Annotated in this window: 11 protein-coding genes; 9 read left to right on the top strand and 2 right to left on the bottom strand. The window is 71.3% G+C overall.

Going from position 1 to position 14462, the window contains the following annotated elements:
- Positions 1-2282, top strand: a 2282-nt coding sequence (locus tag KUM38_RS40650; protein ID WP_217137170.1) for an AfsR/SARP family transcriptional regulator, incomplete at its 5' end; no start/stop codon positions are given.
- Positions 2283-2708: 426 nt separating this feature from the next.
- On the opposite strand, the gene KUM38_RS40645 is transcribed toward KUM38_RS40650, so the two are convergent.
- Together KUM38_RS40645 and KUM38_RS40640 are read right to left on the bottom strand one after the other, a co-directional pair.
- Positions 2709-4706: an FAD/NAD(P)-binding domain-containing protein gene (locus KUM38_RS40645; protein WP_217137169.1), complete on the bottom strand. Its 1998-nt coding sequence runs from the start codon at positions 4704-4706 to the stop codon at positions 2709-2711.
- Complete coding sequence (locus KUM38_RS40640) at positions 4703-5710, bottom strand: amino acid ABC transporter permease (RefSeq protein WP_217137168.1); 1008 nt, start codon at positions 5708-5710, stop codon at positions 4703-4705. Before KUM38_RS40640 ends, KUM38_RS40645 begins: the two co-directional genes overlap by 4 nt.
- A gap of 556 nt (positions 5711-6266) precedes the next feature.
- Here KUM38_RS40640 and KUM38_RS40635 point away from each other — a divergent pair.
- The 8 genes from KUM38_RS40635 (at position 6267) to KUM38_RS40600 (ending at position 14369) form a co-directional block, all read left to right on the top strand.
- Positions 6267-7394, top strand: coding sequence for an LLM class flavin-dependent oxidoreductase (locus tag KUM38_RS40635; protein ID WP_217137167.1), 1128 nt, complete (start codon positions 6267-6269; stop codon positions 7392-7394).
- The gene (locus KUM38_RS40630) at positions 7391-7921 is read left to right on the top strand and encodes a GNAT family N-acetyltransferase (protein ID WP_217137166.1); all 531 of its coding nucleotides are present in this window, start codon (positions 7391-7393) and stop codon (positions 7919-7921) included. The genes KUM38_RS40635 and KUM38_RS40630 overlap by 4 nt, the downstream gene beginning before the upstream one ends.
- A gap of 35 nt (positions 7922-7956) precedes the next feature.
- Positions 7957-8877, top strand: coding sequence for an ABC transporter substrate-binding protein (locus KUM38_RS40625; protein ID WP_254398504.1), 921 nt, complete (start codon positions 7957-7959; stop codon positions 8875-8877).
- A gap of 19 nt (positions 8878-8896) precedes the next feature.
- Positions 8897-9919, top strand: coding sequence for an amino acid ABC transporter permease (locus KUM38_RS40620; protein WP_217137164.1), 1023 nt, complete (start codon positions 8897-8899; stop codon positions 9917-9919).
- Positions 9916-10680, top strand: coding sequence for an amino acid ABC transporter ATP-binding protein (locus tag KUM38_RS40615; protein WP_302181350.1), 765 nt, complete (start codon positions 9916-9918; stop codon positions 10678-10680). The genes KUM38_RS40620 and KUM38_RS40615 overlap by 4 nt, the downstream gene beginning before the upstream one ends.
- A gap of 39 nt (positions 10681-10719) precedes the next feature.
- On the top strand, positions 10720-11703 hold the full coding sequence (locus KUM38_RS40610) for an ABC transporter substrate-binding protein (RefSeq protein ID WP_217137163.1): 984 nt from the start codon (positions 10720-10722) through the stop codon (positions 11701-11703).
- A gap of 69 nt (positions 11704-11772) precedes the next feature.
- Positions 11773-12972 (top strand): LLM class flavin-dependent oxidoreductase, encoded by a 1200-nt coding sequence (locus KUM38_RS40605; RefSeq protein ID WP_217137162.1) that lies wholly within the window; start codon positions 11773-11775, stop codon positions 12970-12972.
- A gap of 20 nt (positions 12973-12992) precedes the next feature.
- On the top strand, positions 12993-14369 hold the full coding sequence (locus KUM38_RS40600) for an NtaA/DmoA family FMN-dependent monooxygenase (RefSeq protein WP_217137161.1): 1377 nt from the start codon (positions 12993-12995) through the stop codon (positions 14367-14369).
- Positions 14370-14462 lie beyond the last annotated feature (93 nt).

The following is a 14462-nucleotide window of genomic DNA, read 5'->3' as shown; positions in this document are numbered from 1 at the left end:
TGGAGTTCGCCGGAATCCGTGCCGGCACCCCCGCCGACCTCGCCCAGGTCGTCGCCGCCACCCTCGGCATCCGCGACGACGCCCCCCGATCACTGCCCGGCACCGGCACCTCCGCACCCTCCCTCCCGCACCGCCTCGCCGCCGCCCTGCGCGACCGCCGCACCCTGCTCGTCCTCGACAACTGCGAGCATGTCGTGGACGCCGCCGCCGAACTCACCGAGCTCCTCCTGCGCACCGCCCCCGGCCTGCGGATCCTCGCCACCGGGCAGGAGCCGCTCGGCCTGGCGGGTGAGGCGATGTTCCTGGTGGAGCCGCTGGAGCCCACCGACGCGGTCCGGATGTTCATGGAGCGCGCGGCCGCGGCCGCCCCCGGTTTCCCGCGTGATCCGGAGGCGCCGGACGAGTCGGAGCGCCGGGCGGTCGCCGATATCTGCCGCCGCCTCGACGGCATCCCGCTCGCGCTGGAGCTCGCCGCCACCCGCGTACGGGCCCTGGGGGTGAAGGAGTTGGCGGAGCGGCTCAGCGACCGCTTCCGGGTGCTGACCTTCGGGCAGCGCGGTGCCCCGGCCCGCCAGCAGACGCTGCGCGCGGTGATCGACTGGAGTTGGGAGCTGCTCAGCGCGCCCGAACGCATCGTCCTGCGCCGCCTCGCCGCCCACAGCGACGGCTGCGACCTGGCCGCCGCCGAAGCGGTCTGCACGGGGGACGGCGTGGCCCGGGACGAGGTGCTGGACCTGGTCACCCGGCTGGTCGACCGGTCCCTGGTGGTCGTGGTGGCCGGACCCACCGGCCCCCGCTACCGGCTCCTGGAGTCCGTCGCCGCGTACGCGACCGAGCGGCTCCACGAGATGGAGGACCTCACCGCCGTACGCGACCGTCATCTGCGCCACTACCGGGCCCTGGCCGAACACGCCGAGCCGCAGTTGCGCGGCGCCGGGCAGTGGCCCTGGCTGGACCGGCTGGACGCGGAGGCCGGCAACCTCCGTACGGCACTCGACGAGGCGGTGCGCCGGGCGGGCGCGGGGGAGCCGGAGGAGGCGGTCCGGCTGGCCACCGCCCTCGCCTGGTGGTGGCTGCTGCGCGGCCGCCTCGCCGAGGCCCGCCGGAGCCTGGGCGCGGTGCTGGCGGTGACGGACGGGCCGCCTGAACTGACTTCGCTGCACGCCGCTTTCGCGCTCCTGACCGGAGATCCCGGAGCAGCCGCCATCGCGGTGGACGGTCACGGTCCCGCCCCCGCATTCGACGCCGTCCCCGACCCCGTACGCCGGGCCCGCGCGCTCTGGCTCTGTGCGTTCGGCCTGTTCAGCGCGGGTGACGCGGCGGGGAGCAGCGAGCTGAACGCCCGCGCCCTCACCCTGTTCACCGCCGCCGAGGACCGGTGGGGCACCGCCGCCGCACTCGGCCTGCGTGCGACGCTCGCGCTGGTCCGCGGCGACCTCACCGGGCTCGGCCGCGACGGCACGCGCAGCGCCCTGATCTTCCGCGAACTGGGAGACCGGTGGGGCGAGTTGCAGACCGTCTCCCCGCTCGCCGCGCTCGCCGAGATCAAGGGAGCGTACGAGGACGCCGAGCGCCGCCAGCGCGAAGGACTGCTCATGGCCCGGGAGTTGGGACTGGAGGCGGAGGTGTCCGCACGGCTCTCCGGCCTCGGCCGGCTCGCGCTGCTCGCCCGCGACTGGGACCGCGCCCGCGACCTGCACGAACAGGCGCGCCGGATCGCCGCTGAACAGGGCTACAAGTACGGCGAGATCCACTCCGAGATGGGCCTGGCCCTCGGCGCCCGCCGCTCGGGCGACCTCGACGGGGCCGAGGCGCACCTGCGCCACATCCGCGACGGCTACGCCGACGTCTCCTCCCAGGCGGGTGACCACCTGCTCCTGGCCGAGCTCGGCTTCGTCGCCGAGCTGCGCGGTGACGCGCACGGGTCGGCCGCCCGCCACCTGGAGGGTCTGGAGATCGCCCGCGCCCTCGCTGAGCCCCGCGCCCTGGCCCTCTCCCTGGAGGGCCTCGCCGGTGCGGCGGCCCTCTCCGGGCATCACCCCGCCGCCACTCGTGCGGCCGTCCTGCTCGGCGCCGCGGCGGCCGCCCGGCGCCGGGCCGGAGCTCCCCTGCCGCCCGCCGAACGCACCGACGTCGATCGCATCACGGCCTCGGCACGGGCCGTGCTGGGGCCGGACGTGTTCTCGGAGGCGTATGGCAGGGGCACCCGGCTCACCCCGGAGGAGGGGATCCGGTTCGCCCGTGAGGCCCTGGCGACGGAGCGTCGGCCGGCACAGGGCTGACCCGGACCCGCGCGGTGTCCGGAGCACAGTCCCGCGGCGTACCGGCAGTGCCTGTCGGGTGGGCTACCGCCACGCGTACGCGGTGCCGGGGGCTCCAGGCCTTTCGGCAGCCGTGGGGTGCGGGGGCCGTGGAGGGTGCCGCCGCGGAGCACCATGAACAGCAGCACGTTCGACGCGGTGGCTGAGGGCCGGGTGAGGGCTCGGGTGCGGGTCTTTCGCCGAGGCCCTCAAGGTGTCGCCGGCCAGGCCCGGCCGTCCGGGGCGAGCTGGGGGAACGTGGCGCGCCAGTGGGCACGGACACCCGGTGGGGCCGTGATCCGCGCCGCGTGCCGGTCGCGTTGTCGGACGGCGCCTGGCTCCGGCCGACGTCCTGCCGCGCGCCACGAACCCGGTCGTGCCCCTCGGGCCCGGCGATCCCGCCGCGCGTCAACCCCCGACACGCGCCTGAAGGCCGACAGCGCTGCCGTCGTGGCCCTTGGGCCTGCTGGGCGGAACGGAGCTCAGAGACCGCAGCAGGGTGCGGGCCACCTCGTCGTTCTGCCGAAAGGCGGGGGCGTTGGTGCGGGGCCGGGCGAACGCGGCCTGAGCGCGGCTGTCGGTCGGTGCGCCGAGCGCGACGAGGCGGGGGTGGGGGCCGCCCAGACCCGCGTCGATGACGTGGCCGCCTGCCGGGGTGACCCTGAGCCTGCCGGAGCGGTGGGTGTGTGTGGAGTCGGAGATGACCTCCTCCGTGAGGGTGCCGTGGCGGTGCAGGTGCCGTAGCAGGGGGTCCTGCGTGCGGTCGAGGTTCGGGTCCGGCAGGTACGCTTCGACCAGCGCCGTGGCGTGCACCGTGTGGCCGGGCACCGTGGGGCTGGTGGCGATGAAGGTGCCGGTGGTCTCGTCCGTGTCGATGCGGAGGTCCGCGCCGAGGAAGTGGACGAGCCCGGCTTCGGAGAGGGCCAGGAGCTGGCGCAGCCGGAATCCCGGCGGGCCGGAGGCGAGGAAGCTGAAGAAGCCGTGCCACCAGCCGTCGAGATCGTCGGCGACGGAGCGGGCCGTCAGCCGTCCGGCGGTGACCAGCGGGGGCAACTGCCCGTAGACCGAGAGCAGCGCGAGGAAGGCGCCCAGGTCCGCACTGTGGGTCGCGTCCTCGCGGCGGGCGACGTCCCGTGCGATGTGGTCGCGCAAGTGGCTCCGAAAGGCTTCCGGCGTTGCGAAAGTCAGCCCTTTCAGTGGATGGTCCAGGGCCTCGAAGTCCAGGCGGTCCGCCGGGCCTTGGACAGCCCTGGTGGTGAGAGCCGTCATCTCGTCGGAGTACCAGCCGAAGCGGTCGTAGGCGGTGAGGAACTCCGGCCAGGACAGCGCCGTGCGATCGGGGTGGGCGTGGAACAGTTCGTGGTAGTGGCCGAAGCCGATCTCCTTGGCCATCAGTGGCCACACGTCGCGGCGCAGGTCCAGCGGCCGACCCTTGGCGATCAGCGTGTCGACGGCCCCGGGACCGAAGTAGCGGGGCAGCGGGGGCCGGGGACCCAGGAGGGGGTAGCGGGTCTTGGAGTGGTAGGGCACCCCGCGTCGCGAGCCGACGTGGAGGACCGGCTCACGGCCGGAGGGGCGATAGGTCAGCGTGCCGTCGGATTCGGTGCGGTAGGTGCCGCCGCGTCCCTCGGTGAGCAACACCATCAGGTCGATGAAGGCGAGTCCGAACCCGCGCAGGACGACGTGCTCGCCCGGCCGCAGCGCGGACAGGTCGACGTCGTCGGAGAAGCTCGGTGGCAGGTGGAAGCGGCCGTGGCGGCGGGCGAAGGCGGCGCGGGTGCGGTGTTCGACGGTGGGAGCCGAGCCCAGGTGCCCCTGGGCGAGAACCACGCGGTCGGCACGGAGAGGGGCGGTGCGGCCGGACAGGCGCACGAGCTGACGTCCGTCCGGGGCGTCGGAGACGGCGGTCGCGGTGGTGCGGTGCCACTCCACCGTGACCGAAGCGGGCAGCTCGGTCAGCACTCGGCGGAACACCCAGTCCAGGTAGGCGCTCTGAGCACGGCGGGTGGGAAAGTCCGTGCCGGCGAGGGTGCGCAGTTCGGCGAGCACGTCCGGGTCGGCGGGATCGGTGTGCGGCGCGTGGCGCGGCGCCTCGGATCCTTCGGAGAACGAGGCGGCCCACTCGGCCAAGGACGGGCCCGGCCGCACGGGCCCCTCGATGGTGGACGTCTCGTCGGTGAACATGGTGACGTCCTCGGCCATGGAGTTCATGCGCAGCAGCGGCGACTGCCCGTGCCGCCAGATCCGGCCCGGTCCCGGCGGGTGCGGATCCACGAGATGGATGATCAGCTTCCTGCCGTTGTCCCACAGCTCGGGAGCATTGGCGGCGATGCGCTCCAGCAGTCCGGTGGCGCGTGGTCCCGCGCCCACGATGACGAGGACGGCCGCGGAGGGTGTGGTGCTCACCGGTCACCGCCCAGGGTGGAGCGGGCGTCCGCGGCGGTCGCCCGGTTCAGCCGGGCACGCGAGACGGCCAGGCCGGCACGGAGCCGTTGCAGCGGAGTGGGAGGCAGGGCGCGGGCGGCACCGCGCGCGTAGTACCGCTCGACGTAGTACTGGCCGACGCTGAGCACGGTCGTCACCGCGATGTACCACAGCGTGGCGACCAGCAGAAGGGGTATGACCTGGTATGTGCGGTTGTATATCAGTTGTACCGAGAACAGCAGGTCGTGTACGGCCAGCACACTGACGATGCTCGTTCCCTTGAGTGTGCCGATCAGCATGTTCCCGGCCGTCGGCACGATCGAGCGCATCGCTTGCGGAACGACGATCCGGCGCAGCGTGCGCCGCCTGCCGAGGCCCAGTGCCTGGGCGGCCTCCGTCTGGCCCGAGTCCACCGACAGGATGCCGCCGCGTACCACTTCGGCGGCATAGGCCGCCTCGTGCAGGGTGAGGCCGATCACGGCGGTGAGGGTGGGACCCAGCAGGTTCACCGTCTTGACGGTCACGAACTCCGGACCGAACGGGAGGCCGAGCCCGAGAGTGGGGTAGAGGGCTCCGATGTTGAACCAGAACAGCAACTGCACCAGCAGCGGAGTGGACCTGAAGATCCAGACGAAGCCCCAGCTCAGCGTGCGCAGTACCGGGTTCGCGGACAGCCGCATCACCGCCAGCGGGATGCCGAGCAGGAAGCCGAGTGCCGTCACCGCCGCAGTGAGCCAGAGGGTCAGCAGCAGCCCGTCGAGCACGGCACTCGTGGTGAGGTACCGGCCCACCACGTTCCACTGGAAGGCGCTGTTGCGGACGACGGAGTTGACCGTCATGGCGAAGAGCAGCAGTGCCACGGCCGCCGCCAGCAGCCGGCCGACGTTCCGGCGCGGCACGATCCGCGGCGAGTCGGTTTCGTGCGGCTCGGTTCCTCTCCAGGGTTTCGGAGCGGGAACGGACGTGACATCGGAAGGCGTGACCATCGAGAAGAGCTCCGGAGGGAGGAATGAGTGCGGGCATGCGCGTCGTCACACATGTCGCGTCCCTCAACGCGGCCGGAGCGTCCACCGCGCTGCGGCGCGTGGCTGGTCCTCCGCCGAGATTAGCCCTCGAAGAGCGTGAACGGTCAATCGCTCCGGAGAAGTTGCAATGGCCCGTACACGCTGCCGTCACACGGTCCCAGGGTGCGGGACGGTATGCGGTCCGCGCTTGACGCGCGGCCGTCCGCACGGCTGAATAAAGGGCATGGCTGCCCAGGAACGCTTGGTCTCGCGCGACCACATCGACTTCGGTCGGGTGTGGTCCGCCGCGTGTTGCGTCTGACTCGGCAGCAGGCCGCAGGACCGGCCCTTTCCCTCCTTCGGTGACCCGTTGCGGGCCGGAATCCGTCCCTGCGTGAGCTGCCGCGGCACTGCCTCTCCCGACGTACCGGCGTCGTCACACCTGTAGTCACCCGTCGTCCCGACGGCCCTCGTTCCGCGTACCCGGCGGGCTGCTCCGCCGTGCCCGCACGCGACTTCGTTCCGAAAGGTCCTTGCCATGCCCGTGGAGTTCCTCGGCATCGCCGCCACCCACAACGGCTCCGAAACCACGCCCCGTTCCGGTGCCGCCTTCGACAAGGAGTACACACTCCGCCTCGCCCGGGCACACGAGGAACACGGCTGGGACCGGGTGCTGTTCGCCTACGGTTCCGGCTCGCCCGATCCGGCCCCGGCCGCCGCCTATCTCGCCGGCCGGCTGGAACGCCTCCAGATCCTGCTGGCCCACCGGCCCAACGTCTCCTACCCCACCTTCGCCGCCAAGACCTTCGCCACCCTCGACCGGATCAGCGAAGGACGGCTGACCGTGCACTTCATCACCGGCGGCGACGACCACGAACAGGGGCGTGAGGGCGACACCCTGACCAAGGACGAGCGATACGCCCGCACGCGCGAGTACATCCGGATCGTGAAGAAGATCTGGACCACTCACGAACCGTTCGATCACGAGGGCGAGTACTACCGCTTCCACGACTTCGTGAGCGATGTCTTCCCCGTCCAGCAGCCCCGTCCGAACGTCTCGTTCGGTGGATCGTCGCCCGCCGCCTACGCCGCCGGAGGAGCGGAAGCCGACATCTACTGCCTGTGGGGCGAGCCGCTGGCGAGGACCGCCGAGCAGATGGAGGCGGTGAGGAACGCGGCGAAGGCCGCGGGCCGTACCGACCTCCCGCGGATCCAGGTGGCGTTCCGCCCGATCATCGCCCCGACCGAGGAGCTGGCCTGGGAGAAGGCCCACCGTACGGTCGGTGCCATCCGGGAACGGCGCGAGAAGGGACTCGTGCGGCACCGTCGAAGCGGCGTCCCGCAGAACACGGGATCGCAGCGGCTGATCGCCATCGCCGAGGCGGGGGAGCGCTACGACCGAGCCCTGTGGACCCCGACCGCCGCCGCCACCGGCGGCGCGGGCAACTCCAACGCCCTGGTCGGCACTCCCGAGACCGTGGCCCAGGCGCTCCTCGACTACTACGATCTCGGCGTCGACATCCTGTCCGCCCGCGGCTACGACCTGCTGGGCGACGCGATCGACTTCGGCCGGTACGTGATCCCGATCGTCCGCGAGGAGGTCGCCAAGCGCGACGCGGTCCGGGCGGCGCGTGGTCCGCGGAGCCTGGCGGCGGTGGGCGAGTGAGTTCCGTCGTCCGAGCTTCGCTCCCCGATCTCACGGTCGTCCACGTGCCCGTCTCCGACCCGCGTGTGACACCGCTGCTGCGCGAACTCGGCCACGAGTACTCCACCCGGTACGGCAGCGACGCCCACACCGAACTCGCACGCTACCCGGACGAGGAGTTCACCGCCCCGCACGGCGGAGTGCTGCTTCTGCTCCTGGCGGGTGGTGAGCCGGTCGCGGGCGGGGCCTTCCGCCGGTACGACGTGAAGACGGCCGAGCTGAAGCGGATCTGGACCCACTCCGCCCACCGGCGTCGCGGCCTGGCTCGCCGAGTCGTCGCCGAACTGGAGCACGAAGCGGGCATGCGCGGCTACCGGCGGATCTACCTGACCACAGGCCCACGCCAGCCCGAGGCTCTCGGTTTGTACCTCGCCACCGGCTACACACCGCTGTTCGACCCGGAGGCGGACCCGGAAGCCATCGGCCCCCTGCCCTTCGAGAAGCACCTCACTGTCGCACCCCGCACCGGAAAGGCCACCGACCTGTGAAGCCACCCGCCCTCCGCGGCAGTCTGCGCCCCGCCTTGGCCACTGCCGCCCTTGTGCCCCTGCTGCTCCTGACCGCGTGCGGCTCCGGCGACCCCGACCACACCGCCGCGGCCGGCGCGCGGAACTCTCCCGCGCCGACCGACGACCCGGTCGCCGGCGTACGCAAGGTGGACTCCATCGCCGCCCTGCTCCCCGCAGACGTGCGGAAGTCGGGCACACTCCGGGTCGGCAGCTCCGTCGCCGCCCCGCCCGCGGCGTACTACCCGAACGGATCGGACAAGCGGCCCGAGGGCCAGGACATCGACATCGCCGACGCCGTCGCCAAGGTCCTCGGTATCGAACTGGAACGCCAGGACGCTTCTTTCGAGACGATCCTGCCCGCCCTGCGCAGCGGCAAGTACGACTTCGGGACCGGCAACTTCGGAGTCACCGCCGAGCGCCTGAAGACCATCGACTTCGTCACCTACATCGACGACGGCCAGGGCTTCGCGGTGAAGGAGGGGGACACGTCCTTCGGCAAGAAGGTCACGGACCTGGTCCAGCTGTGCGGGCGCACGGTGGGCATCGGCGCCGGGACCACCTTCGAGGCGACACTGGACGCGAACAAGGGGGTGTGCGAGAAGGCCGGCAAGAAGCCCTACGACGTGAAGGTCTACTCGGAGAACGGGGCGACCGTCACCGCGCTCCAGCAGGGCCGGATCGACGTGATCATGTCGACCATCAACGGCCTGCGGTACCAGGCGTCACAGCCCGCCGCGCACACCACGTTCCTCGGCGAGTTCCACCGCCTCGACGTCGGCTTCACCTTCAAGAAGGGCTCTCCGCTCACCAAGGCGTTCCAGGCCGCGGTCAACGAGCTGATCAAGGACGGTACGTACGCCCGGATCCTCAAGAAGTGGGGCACCTCCGCCTCCGCGATCGAGACGTCGCGGGTCAACCCGCCCGAACACACGTGAGCAGGCGGGAACCTCCACCATGAACCTCATCACCGGCACCACGCCGTCGGCCTCGGCCGTACCGTCCGGCGGCCCCCACGCCCCGCCCGCCCCGGACGATCCGACCTCGCTCACGGTCGTCCCCGCCCGCCACTACGCCCGATGGGCGGCGGCCGTCGCCGTGATCGTGCCGGCCGCCCAGTTCGTGCACGGTCTGGCCACCAATCCCGTCTGGGAATGGGGGGTCTTCCGCGACTACATCCTGTCCGAGACGATCGTCCAGGCGGTCTGGGTCACCCTCCAGCTCACCGCCTACGCCACCGTGCTGGGATTCGTCCTCGGCACCGTCCTGGCCTTCATGCGACTGTCCCGCAGCCCCGTGCTGCAGACCGTCGCCTGGACCTACGTCTGGATCTTCCGGTCCATCCCGATGATCGTCCAACTCGTGTTCTGGTTCAACCTGAGCGCGCTCTACGAGGAACTGGGCATCGGCATCCCCTTCGGTCCGGTGTTCTGGTCCGTCGACAGCAACAGCCTCATCGGCACCATCGGCGCCGCCGTCATCGGACTGACGCTGCACCAGGCCGCCTACGCCGCCGAGGTCGTGCGCGGTGGCGTCATCTCCGTCGACCACGGACAGGTGGAGGCCGCCGCGGCCCTGGGCATCCCCCGGCTGCGGCAGATCCGCCGGATCGTGCTGCCCCAGGCGATGCGCGCCATCCTGCCCACCGCCGGCAACGAGATCATCGGCCTGCTCAAGGGCACCTCGGTGGTCTATGTGATGGCCATCGGCGAACTCTTCTACCAGGTACAGGTCATCTACGGCCGCAACGGCCGGGTGATCCCGCTGCTGCTCGTCGCCACCGCCTGGTACGTCGTACTGACCTCGCTGCTGTCGGCCGCCCAGTACTACGTGGAACGGCACTTCGCCCGGGGAACCAACCGCACTCCGCCACCCACGCCACTCCAGCGCGCCCGGCGCTTCGTCCGCGACCTGCGCACGGCGGCAGCGCGGCCCAACCAGCCCGTCATACCCCTGAAGCACTCGGGAGACAGCCGATGAGCGAGGTGATGGTGGACGTCCACGACGTCCACAAGAGTTTCGGACCGCTGGAGGTGCTCCGCGGTGCCGACCTCCAGGTCCGCGCCGGCGAGGTCACCGTCGTCCTCGGCCCGTCCGGCTCCGGAAAGTCCACGCTGCTGCGCACCATCAACCACCTGGAGAAGGTCGACCGCGGCTGGATCAGCATCGACGGCGAGCTCATCGGCTACCGCCGCTCCGGCGGCAAGCTGTACGAGCTGAAGGAGAAAGAGATTCTGAAGCAGCGCACCCACATCGGATTCGTGTTCCAGAACTTCAACCTCTTCCCGCACCTGACCGTGCTGGACAACCTCGTCGAGGCCCCCGTCTCCGCCCTGCGCCGCCCGCGCAAGGAGGCGACGGAGACCGCCCGTCGCCTGCTGGAGCGAGTCGGCCTCGCCGACAAGGCCGACGCCTATCCGCAGCAGCTCTCCGGCGGCCAGCAGCAGCGCGTGGCCATCGCCCGCGCACTCGCCCTCGAACCGAAGGTGCTGCTCTTCGACGAGCCCACCTCGGCACTGGACCCGGAACTCGTCGGCGAAGTCCTCGACGTCATCAAGGACCTGGCCCGCACCGGAACCACCATGATCGTCGTCACCCACGAGATCGGCTTCGCCCGCGAGGTCGCCGACACCGTGGTGTTCATGGACGGCGGCGTCGTCGTGGAGCAGGGCCCGCCCGCAGCCGTACTCGACGCCCCACAGCACGAGCGCACCCGCGCCTTCCTCTCCAAAGTCCTCTGACCGCACTTCACCCCGTTTCCCTTCGCAAGGAGCCCGACCGTGTCCCTCTCGATTCCCCGCCGTACCGCCGCTGCCGCGCTCGGACTCGCCTCCGCCCTCGTCCTTGCCGCCTGCGGCAACCCCTCCGACGGCGGCACCACCGAGGTCGCGGCCACCAAGGGCGCCGGTACGAAGATCAACCTGAGTCCGCAGCAGCACCGCGTCACCACCGGCAAGGTCGACTCCATAGCCGCCGAGGTCCCGGAGAGGATCCGCGAGAGAGGAACGCTGGAGCTCGTCCAGTCCTCCGGCTCCGCGGCACCGCTGACCTTCTACGCCACCGACGACAAGACCGTCATCGGTGTCGAGTCCGACATCGCGTACTTGGTCGCCGACGTGCTCGGCCTCGAACCGCACATCAACACGGTCTCCTGGGAGAACGTCTTCGTCGGCCTGGACAGCGCCAAGTACGACGTCGGCTTCAGCAACATCACGGTCACCGAGGAGCGCAAGGAGAAGTACGACTTCGCCACCTACCGCGAGGACAACCTGGGCTTCGAGGCGAAGAAGGGCAGCGGCCTGAAGGTCACCGGGCCGGAGAACGTGGCGGGCAGGACGGTCGCCGTCCAGAGCGGCACCAACCAGGAGAAGCTGCTGATCGAGTGGAGCAAGGAGAACGAGAAGGCCGGCCGCGAGCCGGTGGACATCAAGTACTACCAGAACGACAGCGACACCTACCTCGCCCTCCGGTCCGGCCGCATCGACCTCTACCTCGGCCCCAACCCGACCGCCGCTCACCACGCGGCCACCACCGGGAAGACCGAGGTCGTCGGCACCTACTCCGGCGCCGGCGCCACCCTCCAGGGACTGATCGCGGCCACCACCAAGAAGGACAGCGGCCTGGTCGAGCCGCTCGCCGACGCGCTCAACCATGTCATCGACAACGGAACGTACGCGAAGGTGCTCGAGCGCTGGGGCCTGACCGACGAGGCCGTGACGAAGTCGGAGATCAACCCGCCCGGCCTGCCGAGGACCGACAAGTAGCCCCACCGGCGGTCGTCCGGCCGCCGCCCGTCCCCGCGCACCGGCCTCCTGCCAGGAAGGTACCCACTCGTGTCCTCAGCCCCTTCCACCCCGCTGCACCTCGCCGTCGCCCTGGACGGCACCGGCTGGCACCCGGCCTCCTGGCGAGAGCCCACCGCCCGCCCCCAGGAGCTCTTCACCGCCGGCTACTGGGCCGATCTGGTCACCGAGGCCGAGCGCGGGCTGCTCGACTTCGTGACCATCGAGGACGGTCTCGGCCCGCAGTCCTCCCACTTCCTCGAACCGGACGACCGCACCGACCAGGTCCGCGGCCGCCTGGACGCCGTCCAGACAGCGGCCCGGGTCGCGCCCCTCACCCGGCACATCGGCCTGGTCCCGACCGCGGTCGTCACCCACACGGAGCCCTTCCATCTCTCCAAGGCGATCGCCACGCTCGACCACGTCAGCAACGGCCGGGCCGGTCTGCGCGCGCAGATCACCGCGCGCCCGAACGAGGCCGCGCACTTCGGCCGCCGCACGATCCCCCGCATCGACGCCTACGACAGCCCGGCCGCGCGAGAGGTGATGACCGACCTCTTCGACGAGGCCGCCGACCACGTCGAGGTCGTACGTCGCCTCTGGGACAGCTGGGAGGACGACGCGGAGATCCGGGACGTGGCCACCGGTCGGTTCGTCGACCGGGACAAGCTGCACCACATCGACTTCAAGGGGAGGTACTTCAGCGTCAGAGGTCCGTCCATCACCCCCCGCCCGCCGCAGGGCCAGCCCGTCGTCACCGCCCTCGCCCACCGGACCGTGCCGTACCGGCTGGTCGCCCGGCAGGCCGACGTCGGCTACGTCACCCCGCACGACCGCGGGCAGGCCCGCGCGATCGTCGCGGAGATCCGTGCCGAGCAGGAAGCGGCCGGCCGCGCCGGACAGCCGCTGCACGTCTTCGCCGATCTCGTGGTCCTCCTCGACGACGACCCCGGTGCCGCGGCGGCCCGACGTGAGCGGCTCGATGCCCTCGCGGGTGAGCCGTACACGAGCGACGCCCGCGTCTTCACCGGCACACCCGCCGCACTCGCCGATCTGCTCCTGGAGTGGCGGTCGGCCGGCCTCACCGGCTACCGGCTGCGTCCCGCCGTCCTGGGGCACGACCTTCCGGCGATCACCCGGAGCCTGGTCCCCGAACTCCAGCGCAGGGGAGCCTTCCGCCTCGCCTACGAGGCCGACACCCTGCGCGGGCTGCTGGGACTGGCCCGGCCCGCCAACCGCTACGCCGCCTGAGCCGGAAGGACGCGACCGTCATGAGCAAGCCGCTGAAGCGGATCCACCTGGCCGCCCACTTCCCGGGCGTCAACAACACCACCGTGTGGAGCGACCCGGAGGCCGGCAGTCATATCGACTTCGGTTCGTTCGTGCACTTCGCGCAGACCGCCGAACGTGCCAAGTTCGACTTCCTGTTCCTGGCCGAGGGGCTCAGACTGCGCGAACAGGGCGGAAAGATCTACGACCTGGACGTCGTCGGCCGCCCCGACACCTTCACCGTCCTGGCCGCGCTCGCCGCCGTCACCGAGCGCCTCGGGCTGACCGGCACCATCAACTCCACCTTCAACGAGCCCTACGAGGTCGCCCGTCAGTTCGCCAGCCTCGACCACCTCTCCGGCGGCCGCGCAGCCTGGAACGTGGTCACCTCCTGGGACGCCTTCACCGGCGAGAACTTCCGTCGCGGCGGCTTCCTCCCGCAGGAGGAGCGCTACAGCCGTGCCAAGGAGTTCCTCGCCACGGCGAACGAACTCCTCGACTCCTGGCACGGCGACGAGATCGTCGCCGACCAGGCCACCGGCACCTTCCTGCGGGATGCGAAGGCCGGTTCCTTCGTCCACACGGGGCAGCACTTCGACATCCACGGCCGGTTCAACGTCCCGCGCTCCCCACAGGGGCGCCCGGTGATCTTCCAGGCGGGCGACTCCGACGAGGGCCGTGAGTTCGCCGCGGCGGGCGCCGACGCGATCTTCAGCCGGCACGCCACCCTGGAGGCGGGCCAGGCGTTCTACACCGACGTCAAGCACCGCCTCGCCACGTACGGCCGCCGCCCCGACGAGCTCCTCGTCCTGCCCGCCGCCACCTTCGTGCTCGGCGACACCGACGCGGAGGCGGAGGAACTGGCACAGGAGGTGCGCCGCCGGCAGGTCAGCGGTGCCACCGCCCTCAGGCACCTGGAGTTCGTCTGGAACCGGGACCTGTCGTCGTACGACCCGGAGGGGCCGCTTCCCGACATCGACCCGGACGTCGGCGACCACCACATCGCCGAGGGCCGTGCCCAGGTACGGATGTACCGCGACCCGCTGGCCACGGCCCGAGAATGGCGCGAGCTCGCCGCGGCCAACAACTGGTCCATCCGCGATCTCGTCATCAACACCGGCAACCGCCAGAACTTCGTGGGCTCCCCGGAGACCGTCGCCAGGAACATCAACCACTTCGTGCAGGCCGACGCTTCCGACGGCTTCATCCTCGTCCCCCACATCACACCGGGCGGCCTGGACGTCTTCGCGGACAAGGTGGTCCCCCTCCTCCAGGAACGGGGCGTCTTCCGCGCGGAGTACGAGGGCCCGACCCTGCGGCACCAGCTCGGCCTCGCCCACCCCGACGACGCACGCGGCGAGCAACGGGCGGCGTCGTGAAGTCCGCCTGCCCCGTGCAGTGGCACCGCCGGGGCCGCTCCTCCCCACCACGGAAGGCATGACCTCCTCGCCCGACGAGCTCGACGACCCCGA

Origin of the sequence: Streptomyces sp. AC558_RSS880, assembly GCF_019049255.1 — a bacterium.
Taxonomy (GTDB): Bacteria; Actinomycetota; Actinomycetes; order Streptomycetales; family Streptomycetaceae; genus Streptomyces.
This window is presented reverse-complemented; position numbering and strand designations above follow the sequence as displayed.

Excerpts from the sequence above, each read along its gene's own strand:
- KUM38_RS40615 (WP_302181350.1), top strand. The coding sequence starts at position 9,916 with ATGAGCGAGGTGATGGTGGACGTCCACGACGTCCACAAGAGTTTCGGA.
- KUM38_RS40640 (WP_217137168.1), bottom strand. The coding sequence starts at position 5,710 with ATGGTCACGCCTTCCGATGTCACGTCCGTTCCCGCTCCGAAACCCTGG.
- KUM38_RS40600 (WP_217137161.1), top strand. The coding sequence starts at position 12,993 with ATGAGCAAGCCGCTGAAGCGGATCCACCTGGCCGCCCACTTCCCGGGC.
- KUM38_RS40635 (WP_217137167.1), top strand. The coding sequence starts at position 6,267 with ATGCCCGTGGAGTTCCTCGGCATCGCCGCCACCCACAACGGCTCCGAA.
- KUM38_RS40620 (WP_217137164.1), top strand. The coding sequence starts at position 8,897 with ATGAACCTCATCACCGGCACCACGCCGTCGGCCTCGGCCGTACCGTCC.